At 65.1% G+C, this 15,429-nt stretch carries 13 protein-coding genes; 8 read left to right on the top strand and 5 right to left on the bottom strand.

The window, feature by feature from the left end:
- The 8 genes from EZI54_RS18975 to fhuF all read left to right on the top strand — a co-directional run.
- The coding region (locus tag EZI54_RS18975) for an alpha/beta fold hydrolase (RefSeq protein WP_242674526.1) at positions 1–2,507 on the top strand (2,507 nt) is incomplete at its 5' end.
- Between the two features lie 224 nt (positions 2,508–2,731).
- Positions 2,732–4,918, top strand: coding sequence for a TonB-dependent siderophore receptor (locus EZI54_RS18970; protein ID WP_131483454.1), 2,187 nt, complete (start codon positions 2,732–2,734; stop codon positions 4,916–4,918).
- A 171-nt stretch (positions 4,919–5,089) separates the two neighbouring features.
- A complete protein-coding gene (locus tag EZI54_RS18965) occupies positions 5,090–7,111 on the top strand; it encodes an iron ABC transporter permease (protein WP_242674525.1) in 2,022 nt (673 codons plus the stop codon).
- Between the two features lie 3 nt (positions 7,112–7,114).
- On the top strand, positions 7,115–8,044 hold the full coding sequence (locus tag EZI54_RS18960; protein ID WP_131483452.1) for an iron-siderophore ABC transporter substrate-binding protein: 930 nt from the start codon (positions 7,115–7,117) through the stop codon (positions 8,042–8,044).
- Positions 8,045–8,160: 116 nt separating this feature from the next.
- Entirely contained in the window at positions 8,161–8,367 is a 207-nt protein-coding gene (locus tag EZI54_RS18955; RefSeq protein WP_131483459.1) for an MbtH family protein, read from the top strand.
- 5 nt (positions 8,368–8,372) lie between these two features.
- Entirely contained in the window at positions 8,373–9,392 is a 1,020-nt protein-coding gene (locus tag EZI54_RS18950) for a TauD/TfdA family dioxygenase (protein ID WP_131483451.1), read from the top strand.
- On the top strand, positions 9,385–10,398 hold the full coding sequence (locus EZI54_RS18945; protein WP_131483450.1) for a GNAT family N-acetyltransferase: 1,014 nt from the start codon (positions 9,385–9,387) through the stop codon (positions 10,396–10,398). Before EZI54_RS18950 ends, EZI54_RS18945 begins: the two co-directional genes overlap by 8 nt.
- A gap of 39 nt (positions 10,399–10,437) precedes the next feature.
- Positions 10,438–11,187, top strand: a complete 750-nt coding sequence (fhuF, locus tag EZI54_RS18940; protein WP_131483449.1) for a siderophore-iron reductase FhuF — start codon at positions 10,438–10,440, stop codon at positions 11,185–11,187.
- A gap of 77 nt (positions 11,188–11,264) precedes the next feature.
- Here fhuF and EZI54_RS18935 read toward each other — a convergent pair whose 3' ends face one another.
- The 5 genes from EZI54_RS18935 to EZI54_RS18915 form a co-directional block, all read right to left on the bottom strand.
- A complete protein-coding gene (locus EZI54_RS18935; RefSeq protein WP_131483448.1) occupies positions 11,265–12,035 on the bottom strand; it encodes an ATP-binding cassette domain-containing protein in 771 nt (256 codons plus the stop codon).
- A gap of 95 nt (positions 12,036–12,130) precedes the next feature.
- Positions 12,131–12,850: a 4'-phosphopantetheinyl transferase family protein gene (locus tag EZI54_RS18930; RefSeq protein WP_131483447.1), complete on the bottom strand. Its 720-nt coding sequence runs from the start codon at positions 12,848–12,850 to the stop codon at positions 12,131–12,133.
- Between the two features lie 21 nt (positions 12,851–12,871).
- Positions 12,872–13,963, bottom strand: a complete 1,092-nt coding sequence (gene ychF, locus EZI54_RS18925; protein ID WP_131483446.1) for a redox-regulated ATPase YchF — start codon at positions 13,961–13,963, stop codon at positions 12,872–12,874.
- Positions 13,964–14,083: 120 nt separating this feature from the next.
- Positions 14,084–14,674: an aminoacyl-tRNA hydrolase gene (gene pth / locus EZI54_RS18920; RefSeq protein WP_131483445.1), complete on the bottom strand. Its 591-nt coding sequence runs from the start codon at positions 14,672–14,674 to the stop codon at positions 14,084–14,086.
- 9 nt (positions 14,675–14,683) lie between these two features.
- Complete coding sequence (locus tag EZI54_RS18915; RefSeq protein WP_131483444.1) at positions 14,684–15,325, bottom strand: 50S ribosomal protein L25/general stress protein Ctc; 642 nt, start codon at positions 15,323–15,325, stop codon at positions 14,684–14,686.
- Between the last annotated feature and the right edge of the window lie 104 nt (positions 15,326–15,429).

Genomic DNA, 15,429 nt, shown 5'->3' with positions numbered 1-15,429 from the left:
TGGCGGTGGTGAAAGACACCGCCGCTGGCCAGCGACTGGTGGGCTACGTTTCCGGTGAGGACCTGGATGAGCGCCGCATCAAGGCGACGCTCCGGGAGCGGTTGCCGGAGTACATGGTGCCGTCGCACATCGTGACGCTTGAGCGCCTGCCGCAATTGCCCAACGGTAAACTGGACCGCAACGCCTTACCGGAACCCACGGCGCCCGCCGAGCAACAGGCAGCGCCGCAAGGGGAGCGGGAAACGCTGCTGGCGGAGCTCTGGCAGGCGGTGCTCGGCATTGAGGGCATCAGCCGGGGCGACAGCTTCTTCGAACTGGGCGGCGATTCCATCCAGTCGCTCGGGCTGATCACCCGGCTGCGCCAGGCCGGTTGGCACCTGACGCCCAAGACGGTGTTCCTCAAACCGCAACTGGCGGAGATGGCGGCCGCGCTGGAAACCGCAGTGAACGAGGCGGATGCGCCGGCGAGGGTGGAAGGCGAGTTGCCGTTGACGCCCATCCAGCATCATTTCTTCGAGCAGCCCCTGCGCGATGAGGCGCACTGGAACCAGTCGCTGCTGCTCAAGGTCACGCAGCCCCTGGATGCAGGCCGCCTGCAGCAGGCGGTGCAGGTGCTGGTCGAGCATCACGACAGCTTGCGCCTGGGCTTCCGCCGCCAAGCCGGCCACTGGCAGGCGTTCTATCGGCCATCCGAGAGCGCGGATCGCCTGCTGCGGGTTGTGGACCTGGCGGACGCCGGGGCCGTCACTGCGGCGTGCGATGCCGTCCAGCGGAGTTTCGACCTTGAGCGGGGCCCTCTGGCCGGCGTCCTGTTGATCAACCTGCTGGATGGCGAGCAGCGCCTGTTGCTCAGCGTGCATCACCTGCTGATAGACGGTGTGTCCTGGCGCATCCTGCTGGACGACCTGACGCGCATCTACCAACAGATCGAAGCCGGCCAGCCTGCGGATCCCGGATTGCGCAGCGCCAGTTACCAGCGGTGGGCGGACCATCTGGCGGCCAACGCAGCCTCGGGCGCCTGGCTGTCGGAAGTCGACTACTGGGCCACCCTGGGCAGCGTGGATGAGGCCTGGCCGGTGGATAACCCGGACGGGCGCCGGGTCCAGGCGGACGCCCGTCACGTGGAATGGCGGTTGCCGGTCGGGCAGACCCGGCGCCTGCTGCGGGAAACCCTGGCCGCCCGGGACGCGGGCATGGACGACCTGTTGCTGGCGGCGTTGGCAGAGGGCCTGCGCACCTGGGGCGATCTGGACAACCCGCTGGTGGCGGTGGAAGGCCACGGCCGGGAACCGCTGGACGACCGCCTCGATCTCAGTCGCACCCTGGGCTGGTTCACCAGCCTGTACCCGTTGCGCCTGCCGTCCACCGGTGAGCCAGATCGCACCCTGGCGCGAATCCGCGAGGCCCGTGCCGCCGTGCCCGGCAAGGGACTGGGTTTCGGAGCCCTGCGCTACCTGGCGGAGCCGGAGATCCGGTCCCGTCTGGCGCAGGTGCCCGAACCCCGGCTGGCCTTCAACTATCTGGGCCAGGTGGACGGCCACCTCGGCGATGATCGTTTCCAGCCCGCCGATGAGTCGCCCGGCGACCTGGTCCACCCCTGGTCGCCCCTCAGTCGCGAACTGGAGATCAACGGCCAGATCCATCGGGGGCAACTGGTGCTCAATGCCCGCTACAGCGGTCAGCGCTATCGGCCCCGCACGGTGGAACGGCTGCTGGCGGCCATGGGCGAGGCACTGAAAACACTGATCCGGACCCCCTCGGCGACAACGGACGTGACGGCCAAAGTCCAGAGCGATGGCGCGTCCCTCGACCCCCGGGTGCGCCTGGGCGGATCGGCGGACGCCACCGGCACCCTGTTTTGCCCCCATCCGGTGAGCGGCACGGTGGTCGGCTACTACCCGCTGGCGCGACAGCTGGCGGATGACTGGACGGTCTGGGGCCTGCAGAACCGGCAGATCCTGGATGCCGGCTGGCACGATACCTCGCTGGCGGCCATGGCGCGGGATTATGTGCGGATCCTGCTGGAACAGCAGCCGACCGGCCCGTACCACCTGCTTGGCTGGTCCATGGGCGGGACGCTGGCCCTGGAAATGGCCAGCCTGCTGGAACGCCTCGGTAAGCGTGTCGCGTTCGTCGGCCTGATCGACGGTTACGTGCCCGGTGCGGGTGAGGCGAGAGCGGTGGCGGACGCCGCGCCGGTGCCGGACGGTGTCGGCGACGACCAGTGGCAGCAGTTGCTGGCGGTGGAGCGCCATATGCGCACGCTGGCGCGGACCCACGACAGCGTCAGGCCGGTCCGGGCTCCGGTCCATGCCTGGTGGGCGTCGCAGTCACCGGAGAACAACGCCCATGCCGAGCACATCCTGGCGCGTTCACTCGGCCAGCCGTTGGCCACATCCGTCTGGCTGGAGACGGACCATCTGGGCATCGTTCGTGAACCGGCCTTTATTGGCGCGCTGGCCGAGCTCCTGGGGCGCTTCAGTCTGGCAGCGCAGGCCCCCGCCTGAGGGGCTGACACGCGTTGCTTCTGTCCAATCGGGCCATTCGGGAGAGTGGTCCAGCTTATCATCCTAATGCGAATATTTATCATTTACATTACCGTTAATTTTCATTAAGGTGAATGCGCTTTTGGGAGGGAGCGTGCACACGCGCTTTACGTCAACAGGGCGCCTGATCCGGAAACGGTTCGGCCAGGCTTCCAGGCGCCACAGGACCAACACGGAAATCAGGTATGGATAGGATGTACAAACGCCATGGGGCGTTCCGCGTGAGTCTGCTGGCCGCCATGGTCGCGGCTGTCCCGGCGGCTGGCTGGGCGCAGGACAGCGACGATGCGCAGGAGCTGGATACCATCACGGTGACCGGTCAACAGGAAGGCCCGCGGGGCCCGGATGTCGGTTACAAGGCCGAACGCAGCCTGACGGCGACCAAGACGGACACGCCACTGTCCGAGACGCCGCGCTCGGTCTCCGTCGTCACCCGCAAACAGATCGAGGACCAGGGTGCGCAGACCCTGGGGGATATCCTGGAATACGTTCCCGGCATTTCCCCGGCCAACTATCCGGCCGGCGATGCCCTGGCCGGGGATATTTTCTACATCCGCGGCATGAACCAGCGCGACTACGGCTACGGCACCTATCGCGACGGCCTGCGCACGCAACCCAACGCCTACGCCACATCGGCCGAACCCTACGGCCTGGAGCGAGTGGAAGTGTTCAAGGGACCCACCTCGATCCTATACGGCGAGAACGTCCCGGGCGGGCTGGTGAACCTGGTCAGCAAACGCCCCACCGAGACCCGTCAGGGAGAGGTGAACCTGAGCTATGGCACCCATGACCGCAAGCAGGTCTCGGCGGATGTTTCCGGTGCCCTGACCGACAATGGCGGCGTCCGGGGCCGGTTGGTGTTCCTGGCACGCGACTCGGATACCCAGACCGACAGCGTGCCCGACGACCGCATCTATTTCGCGCCGTCACTCGCCATCGACCTGAGCGATCGGGATACCCTGACGCTGCTGACCCAATACCAGAAGGACGAGACTGAAATCCAACTGGGGCTGCCGGCGGCGGGAACGCTGCTGGATCATCCGGGGGGCGAGCTGGATACCGACACCAACCTGGGGCATCCGGACTGGGACAGGTTCGATCGGGAATTCTGGACGCTGGGCTACGAGTATGAACACCGTTTCAACGACGCCTGGACCTTCCGCCAGAACGCGCGCTACACCCGCTCACTGGTGGATCGCCGGGAAACCTGGTGGTCGTTTATCGACAACGGTTATGGCCCCTATGTTGCGACCTACGGCCGTGACCGGGACAACGAGTCGCGTGTCTACTCCATCGATAACCAGGTCGTGGGGCATGTCACCACGGGCGCCTTCGACAACACCGTGTTGGTGGGGGCCAGTTTCGACAGGGTGTCGTTCGCCCAGACCCAGCATATCGGCAATATTGCCGGTGGCGAGTATCAACTGATCAATATCTTTGATCCCCGGTATACCTCCAGGCCGCAGACCTCGGCATTGGCATCGGATGACGAGATCAAGCAGGATCTTGCCGGTGGCTACGCGCAGCTGCAGACCAGGGTCGGCGGTCTGATTGCGCTGGTGGGAGGCCGCTACGACCGGGCCAAGAGCCGATATGACGATCGCACGCCAGCCAACAGCGACACGCAACGAACGGACAACGAGTTCACCTGGCAGACCGGGCTGATGTACCAGTTTGCCAATGGCCTGTCGCCGTACGTCAGCTACGCCACCACGTTTGTCCCGGTGCAGCAGACGTCCAGTAATTCCGGTGAGACCTTCAAGCCGATCACCGGTGACCAGGTGGAAGTGGGTGTGAAGTACGAGCCGCTGGGCTGGAATACGGTGGTAACGGTCGCCGCCTATGACATCACCAAGGAAGACGATGTGACCTATGACAGCAACCTGGGCGACTACCGCCAGATTGGCGAGACCGAGTCCCGGGGGGCGGAAGTCGAGGTCAGGAGCGACATCACGGACAACCTCAGCATGACCGCCGCCTACAGCTACACCGACGCGAAGATCACCGACGACGCCGGTTCGCGTTATGAAGACCGGCAGGTTACCGGCGTGCCACGTCACCAGGCCTCCGTCTGGGCGAACTACTCGTTCCGCCAGGGCGCCCTGGCCGGACTGGATACCGGTGTCGGCGTCCGCTACCTGGGCAGTTCCTATGCCTACCCGCCCGATACCCTGGATTACGGCACGCTCAAGACCGATGGCGAGACCCTGGTCGATGCGGCCCTGGGGTATGCCCTGACCGACAACTGGCAGGCGCGGGTCAGCGTGAAGAACCTGTTCGACCGCAAGTACGTCGCGCAGTGCAATAACGCCGGCCGTTGTTACTGGGGGGCCGAGCGTACCGTGCTGGGCACCGTGTCCTACAACTGGTAGGGCCTGAGTGCCCCCCGGGTGCCCCGGGGCTGCGCAGCACCGTTGGGTCCGGAGGCGGTTCGCCGCCTCCTTTTCATGAGGGAGCCGATCCGAGGCTACCCGGGTTTTGTGAGCGCTCTGCGCCGGTACCGGCTGCAGGGTTTTGTCGTTTCAGGAAACAAGGAAGCATCCGTGAACCGGACTCTGACGGCGGACCCGGCCGCCGAAAGCCACGCACAACGTCCCGTTCTCCTAGCCACGGTGACCGGACTCCTGTTGCTGGTGGCCCTGGTGCTCTGGCAGGCGGTCCTGCGCTTTCCGGATCTGGACCTGTCGGCCCTGGCGGGTGCCTGGCAGGCCCGGCCCCCGCTCGATGGACTGTTGTTCCGGGAGGCCCAGTTGCCGCGCGTGGTTGCCGGGATCGTCGTCGGCGTCGGGCTGGGCCTGGCCGGTGCCCTGATGCAACTGATCACCCGCAACCCGCTGGTGTCGCCCGACCTGCTGGGGATCACGGCTGGCGCGCAATTCGGGGTCATCCTGGGATTATTGCTGCCGGCCAGCCTTGGGTTGCCGGTGATTTTTATCGGCGGCCTGCTGGCGGCCGGGCTGACCTTCCTCCTCGCCGGTGGCAGCCGTACCACGCCATTGCGTCTGGTGCTGGCGGGCATGGCCGTGGGCCAGGCCCTCTACGCCCTGATTACCCTGTTCCTGACGCTCAACGCCCGGGCCGCGATGGTGGTTTCGCTCTGGGATACGGGGTCGCTGAGCCAGATGGGCTGGGGCGGACTCCTACCCGCCCTGTGGCTGGTTCCGCCCTTGCTGCTGGTGATTGTGCTGATGCGCCGCCCCATAAACATGGCGGTGCTGGGCGATGCCCAGATGCGCATGCTGGGCCTGTCGCCGCGGCTGTTGAAAGCGGTCGTGATCGGGGTGGGGACGATCCTGACCGCGTTGGCGATCCATCTGGCCGGCCCCCTGGGATTCATCGGCCTGGTCGCGCCCAACCTGGTCCGCTATGGGCTGGGCATTCGCTGGCCGTCGCGATTGCTGCCGCTGGCGGGATTGTGGGGCGCGGTCCTGACGCTGGGGGCCGACGCGCTGGTCACCGGACTCAAGGGCTGGATCGACCTGCCGCTGGGGACGCTCTCCGCCATGATCGGGTCGTTGGCGGTGCTGCTCCTGCTGCGGGTGATGGCCCGCCCGGGCCCGGCGGCGCAGGCGGATGTCTTTTCCGGTGAGCCGGGCGGTACTCGCTGGCCCGTGGGGCCGACCGGCCTGGCGCTGGGGCTGCTGGGTGCACTGGGGTTGGGCATGCTGGACGGCGCGACAACCATCAGGCTGGGCGACCTGCTGGCCGGGGAGAACTGGGCCTGGACACTGGTGGATCTGCGCTTGCCGCGTCTGCTGGTCGATGCCTGCGGCGGTGCCCTGTTCGCCATGAGTGGGCTGATCCTGCAGTCGGTGACCCGCAATCCGCTGGCCAGTCCCAGTGTGCTGGGTGTCAGCCAGATGGCGGCGCTGGCGGTACTGGCCGGTCTGGTGGTGAGTCCGGACCTGATCGTCGCCGCGCGGCTGCCGTTTGCCTGGGCCGGGGCGGCCCTGGCTTTGTGCCTGATTGTCGGGCTGAACCTGCGTCATGGCCTGGAACCACTGCGGCTGATCCTGACCGGCTTCGCGCTGACCGGTCTGGCAATGAGTGTCACCAGCCTGTTGATTGCCTACCACAGCCAGAATGTCGTGCTGGCCCTGATCTGGATGACGGGCAGCAGCTATGCCGCTACCTGGACCGATGTCATCAGTCTGGCGCCCTGGCTGGGACTCGGGCTGGTCCTGGCCTGGCTGGGCCGGCGCTGGATGGATCTGCTGGCGCTGGGCGACGGGGTGGCGGACAGCCTGGGGCTGGCCTCCACCCGCAAGCGGCTCTGGTTGCTGGTGCTGGCCAGCCTGATGATCGCCTCCGGCGTCAGCGTGCTGGGGCCCGTCGCCTTCGTCGGTCTGCTGGTCCCCCATGCCGTGAGGCTGCTGGGATTCCAGGGTTATCGCCAGCGGCTGGTGGTCACGCCGCTGCTGGGCGCGTTGCTGCTTGTCCTGGCGGACATCCTGGGGCAGCGCCTGCTGGCGCCGCTGGATATCCCGCTGGGGATCATGACGGCGGCGATCGGGGCACCGGTGTTCCTGGTGCTGCTCAGTCGAACCTATCTGCGTCGGGAGTAAGGCATGCGTTGCGTGGGAATCATTCTGCTGTGCCTGACGCTGTTGAACGGTACGGCGCTGGCCGCCGGTCCGGATGTCGTGGCCTACCGGTCGGATGACCTGCCGGAACAGCCACAGAGGATTGTGACCCTGGATGACCTGTCCACCGAACTGGCGGTGTCGCTGGGGCTCCGGCCGATTGGCGTGGCCAACCTGGCGGGCTATCGGCGCTGGGTGAAGCTGGGAGCCGATCACCTGGACGATGCGGTGGCGCTGGGCTCCTCCCAGCAGCCCAGCCTGGAACGGCTGGTGAGCCTGAAACCGGACCTGATCCTCGGTGTGGCCGGTCTGCACGGTGCGTTGTTCGAGCGACTCGATGCGCTGGCGCCGACGCTGCTGTGGGATGTGTCGCTGGCGCCGGCCCCGCAGGATGCCGTCACCAAAGGTGAGTGGATGCTGGAGCGGCTGGCGGGACTGACCGGGCGGGAGTCCGAGGCGGGGCGGGTGCTGGACCGGTTGCAGGCCGCGCTGGACGAGGCGAAAGGCATTGCGCAGGCCCGGGGCCTGCGCGATGAACCCCTGGCCGTTCTCTACCCGCTGACCCAGCAGGGCCTGTTTATCGTTTCCAATGAGCAAACGCTGGTGGTGAGTCTGGCGGACCGGCTGGGCGGGCGTAATCCCTGGTCTCTGCAGGCCGCGCACCGGCTGCACCGGCGCATTGAAATCAATGAGGTGGCTCACCAGCCAGACCTGAACGTGCTGTTCATCGGCGGGTTCCGGCAGGCCCCGTTCTTCCAGTCCAGACTCTGGCGGTCGCTGCCGGTGGCCCGGCGGCAGGACTACGGCTTCCTCGATACGCCTTACTGGTCCTACGGGGGCCCCTGGTCGGCGACGGTGATCGTCCGGCAAATGGCCGAGGCGCTGCGGCAGATGCAGGGAGCCCCGGGTGGCTGACGGATGGAGCGGTCGCGGCGGGGAATGTCTTAAATTTTCGGGATCGCCAGTCGTCTTTAGAAGCAACAGACAGGGACGGGAGTCCCCGGAATCCGATCGGTCAGACGAGGTGCATGATGAGTTTTGACAGCGACAACACCATTTTCCAGGTCGTCATCAACGGCGAAGAGCAGTATTCCATCTGGCCGGATTACAAGGCGATCCCCGAAGGCTGGCGGGCCGTCGGCTTCAGCGGCGACAAGGCGGCCTGCCTGGCGCACATCGAGTCGGAATGGACGGACATGCGCCCGAAGAGCCTGCGCGATGCCATGGCCGGAGCGTAAGCGCCATGGATGCCGTTATCGAACAGGCGGAGGCGGCCGGGCTTTCCCTGCGGGAAGGCTTTCCGCTGACCGTACAGGCGACGGATCGCCAGCGGGGCCTGGAGCAGGCCTTCAGCGTTATTCGTGATCAGGTGGATCGTCGCCTGGAGCGGGACGGTGCCATCCTGTTCAGCGGGTTTGCCGATCCCGGCGTCGAAGGTTTCCAGGCGTTTGCCGCGGCTTTTGGCCATCCCCTGCTGAGCTATGAGTTTGGCTCCACCCCGCGCAGCCAGGTGACCGGTGGTGGCGTCTACACGTCCACCGAATACCCGGCGCACCACTCGATCCCGCTGCATAACGAGCAGGCCTACACCACCGAGTGGCCGATGCGGATCTGGTTCTATTGTGCCCGGGCGGCGGACGAGGGTGGCGAGACGCCCATCGCCGACAGCCGCCGCGTCTACCGCCGGATCGACCCGGCCCTGCGTCGACGGTTCGAGGAGAAGGGCCTGCGCTACGTGCGCAACTATGGCAACGGTCTGGATGTGGACTGGCAGCAGGTGTTCAACAGCGACGATCCCGCCGCGGTCGAGGCGTACTGTCGTCGACACCGGATCGACTGGGTCTGGAAAGACGACGGCACCCTGCGGACGTCCCAGCGCTGCCAGGCGGTGGCCCGCCACCCGCGCACCGGGGATCGGGTCTGGTTCAACCAGGCGCACCTGTTCCACGTGTCGGCGCTGGATCCGGAAATGCAGGAGGTGTTGCTGGAGACGGTCGGCGAGGCGGACCTGCCGCGCAATGTCTACTACGGCGATGGAACGCCCCTGGAGAGTTCGGCCCTGGACGTGATTCGGGGCGTGCTGGACGAGTCCCGCATCGTCTTCCCATGGCAGACCGGTGATGTCCTGATGCTGGACAACATGCTGACGGCCCATGCCCGGCAGCCATTCAGGGGACCGCGGAAAGTGGTGGTGGCCATGGCGGAAGGCGTTTCCCTGGAGTCCCTCGAGCAAACCGCGATACCGGAGGCTGCCCATGACTGAGGTTATCGATCGAGCCGCGTTGCCGTTACCGGACGGCCGCATGCTGCAGGCCAGCGCCGAAGGGCGTCGCATCACGCTCGCTGTCGCCGGCCAACCGTCGATCCAGTTTGGTATAGGACCCGATGCGCCAACACTGGGTGTCGACGTGATGGAGTGTGGCGAGCGGGATCCGCAGCAGGCCGTATGGCTGGCGAGTTACTGGCTGTTTGCCACACGCCCCGGGAGCCAGTCGCTGGAGTGGTCGGGGCTTCCCCTGACCCCTGCAATGCGAGATGCGGGGCTGGTCATGCCGGCGGCGGATGGCGGCTGGCAGACGCTGCGTACGGCCTTCTGGCAATTGCCGTCTCCCTGGCTTCGGAGCGGGACCGGGGCCGATTTTCCCCAGGCCATGCAGATGGTCTCGGGCGTGCGCTTCCCCCGTCGCCCGCCCAAACCGGTGGGCGAGGTGTACCGTCGTTTCGATGCCCGGCTGGGAAGCTGGATTTCACTGCGGACGCTGGATATCGAGCAGGATCTCGAGCGCTTCAACCGCTGGCAGAATACGCCGCGCGTCGAGAAATTCTGGGAAGAGGGCGGCTCGCTGGAAACCCATCGGGCGCACCTGGAGAAGCTCGCGGACGATCCCCACTGCCTGCAACTGATCGGGTGCTTCGACGACGAGCCGTTTGCGTTCTTCGATGCCTACTGGGCGCGGGAAGACCGGATCGGGCCCTACTACGAAGCGGACCATTACGACCGCGGGATTCACATGCTGGTGGGCGAGGAGCACCATCGCGGACCGCACAAGGTGGCCAGTTGGCTGCCGGCGCTGGTGCACTACCTGTTCCTGGACGACCCGCGGACCCGGATGATCGTGTCCGAGCCGCGTTCGGACAACGACCGCATGATCCATCACCTGCAACGGATTGGCTTCCACCGGCAGAAGGATTTCGATTTTCCCCACAAACGGGCCGCTATGATGGCGCTGACACGGGAGTGTTTCTTTGACCGCTGCTACCTATGCTGACGCCGGACAGTCGTTTACGCCGGTAACGGCCACAAGCCGATGATCTCTGCGCTGGCCCCCCTGTTCGTGGGCGACTTTGCCCGCTACCGTGATGTCCTGGTTCTCAGGGATGATCCGCGCGCGTCGTTTCCGGCCCGGGATCTGACTGATCCCGACGGCCTCCTCTGGCTGCTGGAGCAATACGAACCCGGGTTGTTGGATGTCGACCGCCGGGCGCTGGTTTCCCAGTGGTCGCGAACCTATTTCCTGAAGCTGACCGTGCCGACGGTGGCAGCCAACCTGCTGCTCAACCGCCAGTTGCCGGTGGGACTGGATACGATGGATATCGTTCTGGATGACGCGGGGCTGCCGGCTGCCTTCAGGATCCCCCACGGAGGTGAGGTTTGGCGTTCGTCGCCAGCCGGGCCGTTCGAGCGTTTCGGAACGCTTCTGGATGACAACTTCTCGCCCTTCATCGAGGCCATGAATCGCCATGTCAAAGTCTCGCGCACCGTGCTTTGGAGCAATGCGGCCAACTACTTCGAGTGGTTGGTGTCGGCCATGGCGCAGTTGCCTGTCCCGGAGCCGGTGCTCAAGGACGGTCGGGCATTGATCGATACTGAGCGCCGCCCCGATGGCTCGCGCAACCGGATGCATGCGCCGGTGCGGTACCTAAAGCGGGAGTGCGGCCCGTCGCCGCTAAGACAGCGCCGGCATTGCTGCATTCGCTACCTCCTGCCGGATCTGGATCTTTGCGAAAACTGCCCGCATATCGATAGGCCACCGAAAGGTGCCAGGGCGGCGGGCTAGCGTCGGTTGTTCGAGCCTTCGGGAGCGACGATCGCCCATCCAGGGTGTTGCGGTCCGCGCCGTTCAACAGCCACCCGCTAATAAACCACGGCAATCCGATCCCCTTCGGTATTCGGATGCGGCATGACCGACATCGGGATGCCGTAGATGGCCTGTAGGGTATCGCTGCTCATCAGCTCGTCCGCACTTCCCTGGACCAGCAGTCTGCCGCTGTGCAGGGCGATCAGGTGATCGCAGTAACGGGCGGCCATGTTGATGTCGTGGAGGACGACGACCACGCCAATATCCAGATGATTGCAGAGCTGATGCACCAGCGACAGGACTTCCACCTGATGGGCGATGTCCAGCGCGGAGGTGGGTTCGTCGAGTAACAGGTAGCGGGGGTTCTGCGCCAGCAGCATCGCGAGCCAGACCCGCTGCCGCTCGCCGCCGGACAGGGCGTCCACGGCGCGATCGGCAAAGTCTTCGATGCCGGTCATGGCCATCGCCCGGTCCACCTGTGCCTGATCTTCCTGCGAAAAGCGGCCCAGCGCCCCATGCCACGGATAGCGCCCGAAACGGACCAGGTCGGTCGCCGTCAGGCCGTCCGCCGGTGGCAACTGCTGCGGCAGGTAGGCGATCTGCCGGGCCAGTGCCCGATCGCGCCAGTCCGCAAGCGGGGTGTCCTCCAGCGTGATCTGCCCATCGCTGGGTGTCAGCTGCCGTGCCAGCAACTTGATCAGGGTCGATTTGCCGGAGCCATTGTGCCCGATCAGGCCGATCATGCGACCGTGGTCGATCCTGAGATCGAGCGGGTGGAGGAGGGTCTTGCCTGGAATTCGGTAGGTCACGGCATCCAGTGTGAACATCGGGCTCTCGCAAGGTACGGCAGTAGAGGAAGTCCGATGGTATGCTAAATGTTAATCGTTATCAATAACGATGGCGCCGGATCAACAGCGCGGACTCAGGCGGCGGTCACCGCGACCAGGCCCAGAATCCGGTCCCCGCTTTGCGTCAGCAGGGCATCCAGTTCCCGGCCGGCCGGCCACCCTTCCGACAGATCCATCCGCAGCCGCAACCGGGCCCTGCCGTCGTCCGCCAGGGTCAGCACCTCGGCGTGCTCAAAGTAGAATCGCTTCAGCGTGATGGGGTAGAGCGCCTTGAACAGGCACTCCTTGAGGGAAAAAATCCGGGTGAGACAGGCGCCGGGCGTCCCGGACAGGGCGTCGGCGAATCGGGTGATCTCATTCGGTGTCAGGATCTGGTGAGCCAGCTTGCGGGCCCGGCTGTCCGGCATCACCACTTCAGCGTCAAGGCCGACTCCGGCATAGTCGCGATCATGGCCGACGATCGCGGCGGCCCAGCCCTGGGTATGGGTAATCGAGCCCACCATGCCCTGTGGCCAGCGGGGGGCCCGGTCTTCACCGGTGCCGGGATAGATGGCCAGCTTCGCGGTCCGGTGCAAGGCCTCGCGGGCGCAGAGTCGGCCGGCCAGGTATTCGGTCTGGCGTTTGGAAACCGCCCGCTGGACCGTCGCCGGCGGGACCATATTGCAGTCCCGGAAATCGCCCGGGCGCAGCCGGTCAGCATCGAAGTCGAGGGAGATCAGCTGCAACCCGGGCAACGGCTGGCGCCACGGCCAGTCGTCCCCAAGGTTGCTGCAGCAAGAGGGCAGGGAAGTCATCGGTGACGTCCCCTTGCCGGCTTATACGTTGAAACGGAAGTGAATGACATCACCGTCCTGGACGACGTAGTCCTTGCCTTCCAGGCGCCATTTGCCGGCCTCCTTGGCACCCTGTTCGCCGTTGTTCTCGACGAAGTCGTCATAGCTCACCACTTCGGCGCGGATGAAACCCTTCTCGAAGTCGGTGTGGATGACGCCGGCCGCCTGCGGGGCCGAGGCGCCGATGCGGACGGTCCAGGCGCGGACTTCCTTGACGCCGGCGGTAAAGTAGGTCTGCAGGCCGAGCAGCTTGTAGCCGGCGCGGATGACGCGGTCCAGGCCGGGCTCTTCCATGCCCATTTCCTCCAGGAAGATGGACTTCTCATCGTCTTCCAGTTCGGCAATTTCCGCTTCCAGCTTGTTGCAGATGGGTACGACCACGGCGTTTTCCTCCGCCGCGATGGCGCGCACCTTATCCAGGTGCGGGTTGTTCTCGAAGCCGTCCTCGTTGACGTTGGCGATGTACATGGTGGGCTTGACCGTCAGCAGGCACAGCTCGCGGATCAGTGCCATCTGGTCGGCGTCCAGCTCCATGCTGCGCACCGGCCTGCCTTCGTTCAGCACCGGCAGCAGGGTCTGGAAGATTTCCAGTTGGGCCTTGGCGGTCTTGTCGCCGCTCTTGGCGACGCGCTCGACCCGCTTGATGCCTTTCTCGACGGTTTCCAGGTCAGCCAGGGCCAGTTCGGTGTTAATGACCTCGATGTCGGCTACCGGGTCCACCTTGTTGGCAACGTGGATCACGTTGTCGTCCTCGAAGCAGCGGACGACCTGGGCGATAGCGTCGGTCTGGCGGATGTTGGCCAGGAACTGGTTGCCCAGGCCCTCGCCCTTGGACGCCCCGGCGACCAGGCCGGCGATGTCGACGAATTCCATGGTGGTTGGAATGACCTTCTGCGGCTTGACGATTTCCGCGAGCTTGTTGAGGCGCGGGTCGGGCATGCCGACAACGCCGGCGTTCGGCTCGATGGTGCAGAAGGGGAAATTCTCCGCCCCGATACCCGCCTTGGTCAGCGCGTTGAACAGGGTGGATTTGCCGACGTTGGGAAGGCCGACGATGCCGCAGTTAAAACCCATGAAAAGCCTCTGCTGGATGCGAAAAAATTTGATGCTGGATTATACCGATGTGGTCAGGCCGGTGCGAATATGCAAAGGCCGAATACGGAAATGGAGCTGGCCCGCCGGGGCCGGGGCCGTTCAGGCGTTCGGACGAACGCTGTGCAGGGCGTTCATAGCCTTGGCCAGGTTGCCATCGAGCACGTCCGGCAGCACGCGCATGATCTCGTCGCTGATGGTGTCCAGGTGGGTGGTGTCCGCCTTGGTCAGGCGACTGAGCACGTAACCGGTCACCTTGCGGCTGTCGCCCGGATGGCCGATGCCAATGCGCAGGCGCTGGAAGTCTTTGGTGCCCAGGTGGGCAATGATGTCCCGCAGACCGTTATGGCCACCGTGGCCGCCGCCTTGCTTGAAGCGGGCCGTACCGGGAGGCAGGTCGAGTTCGTCGTGGGCGACGAGGATCTCTTCGGGCTGGATCTTGAAAAAGTCCGCGAGGGCTTTGACGGACAGGCCGCTGCGGTTCATGAACGTGGTGGGATTCAGCAGGTGCAGGTCATGCCCTTGCCACTGAATGCGGGCATAGAGCCCGTGGTACTTCTTTTCAGGACGAAGGCCCTGACCCGCGGCGCGGGCCAGGGCCTCGACGAAGAGGGCACCGGCGTTATGCCGGGTGTTCTCGTAATCCGCACCGGGATTACCGAGACCCACCACCATGCGTACGGCCTGTGCCATGGGCGGGGATTACTCCTGGCCGCCTTCTTCTTCGCCTTCACCTTCCTCGGCTTCGTCGGCCTTGGTGCCTTTCGGCAGGTGAACGGAAACAACCGCCTGGTCGTGGTCTTCACCCTGCAGCAGCGCGGCAACCTTGACGCCCTTCGGCAGTTTCAGGTCGCTCAGGTGCAGCGTCTGGTCCATCGCGATGTCCATCATGTCGACTTCGATGAACTCCGGCAGATCCTGCGGCAGACAGATGACTTCCACTTCGTTCAACTGGTGGTTGACCGCGCCGCCCTGCAGTTTGATGGTCGGTGCGCTTTCTTCGTTGATGAAGTGCAGCGGTACGTTGACGTGAATCTCGTGGTCCTTGTCAACGCGCAGGAAGTCGGCGTGGGTCAGGATCGGCTTGTACGGGTGACGCTGCAGGTCCTTCAGGATGACGCTTTCCTTCTTGCCATCCACATCCAGGGTCAGGATGTGGGAGAAGAAAGCCTCGTTCTCCAGGGCCTTTTTCAGGTCGTTGTGCCACAGGGAGATGGACCGGGCGTCCTTGTCGCCACCGTAGATGATGGCAGGGATTTTACGTTCTTCGCGACGCAGGCGGCGGCTCGCACCTTTCCCCTGGTCGTCACGAAGGAATGCTTCGAGTACGAATTCTTGGGCCATGATGTCTTCCTCAATGTTCACCGTTGCTGTCTCGCGACCAAGATCAGCAGGGTGGTTCCAAAATCCCGGAAACCAGCCGAAACCATTTTCCGGGGCTCAAACAA

The sequence above is a fragment of the Marinobacter halodurans genome (assembly GCF_004327985.1).
In the GTDB taxonomy this organism is placed as follows: domain Bacteria; phylum Pseudomonadota; class Gammaproteobacteria; order Pseudomonadales; family Oleiphilaceae; genus Marinobacter_A; species Marinobacter_A halodurans.
Note: the sequence above shows the minus strand (reverse complement) of the source record. Positions and strands in the feature narration are given on the sequence as shown.

Coding starts and splice junctions, on each gene's coding strand:
- EZI54_RS18970 (WP_131483454.1), top strand. CDS start 2,732: ATGGATAGGATGTACAAACGCCATGGGGCGTTCCGCGTGAGTCTGCTG.
- EZI54_RS18960 (WP_131483452.1), top strand. CDS start 7,115: ATGCGTTGCGTGGGAATCATTCTGCTGTGCCTGACGCTGTTGAACGGT.
- EZI54_RS18955 (WP_131483459.1), top strand. CDS start 8,161: ATGAGTTTTGACAGCGACAACACCATTTTCCAGGTCGTCATCAACGGC.
- EZI54_RS18950 (WP_131483451.1), top strand. CDS start 8,373: ATGGATGCCGTTATCGAACAGGCGGAGGCGGCCGGGCTTTCCCTGCGG.
- EZI54_RS18945 (WP_131483450.1), top strand. CDS start 9,385: ATGACTGAGGTTATCGATCGAGCCGCGTTGCCGTTACCGGACGGCCGC.
- fhuF (WP_131483449.1), top strand. CDS start 10,438: ATGATCTCTGCGCTGGCCCCCCTGTTCGTGGGCGACTTTGCCCGCTAC.
- EZI54_RS18935 (WP_131483448.1), bottom strand. CDS start 12,035: ATGTTCACACTGGATGCCGTGACCTACCGAATTCCAGGCAAGACCCTC.
- EZI54_RS18930 (WP_131483447.1), bottom strand. CDS start 12,850: ATGACTTCCCTGCCCTCTTGCTGCAGCAACCTTGGGGACGACTGGCCG.
- ychF (WP_131483446.1), bottom strand. CDS start 13,963: ATGGGTTTTAACTGCGGCATCGTCGGCCTTCCCAACGTCGGCAAATCC.
- pth (WP_131483445.1), bottom strand. CDS start 14,674: ATGGCACAGGCCGTACGCATGGTGGTGGGTCTCGGTAATCCCGGTGCG.
- EZI54_RS18915 (WP_131483444.1), bottom strand. CDS start 15,325: ATGGCCCAAGAATTCGTACTCGAAGCATTCCTTCGTGACGACCAGGGG.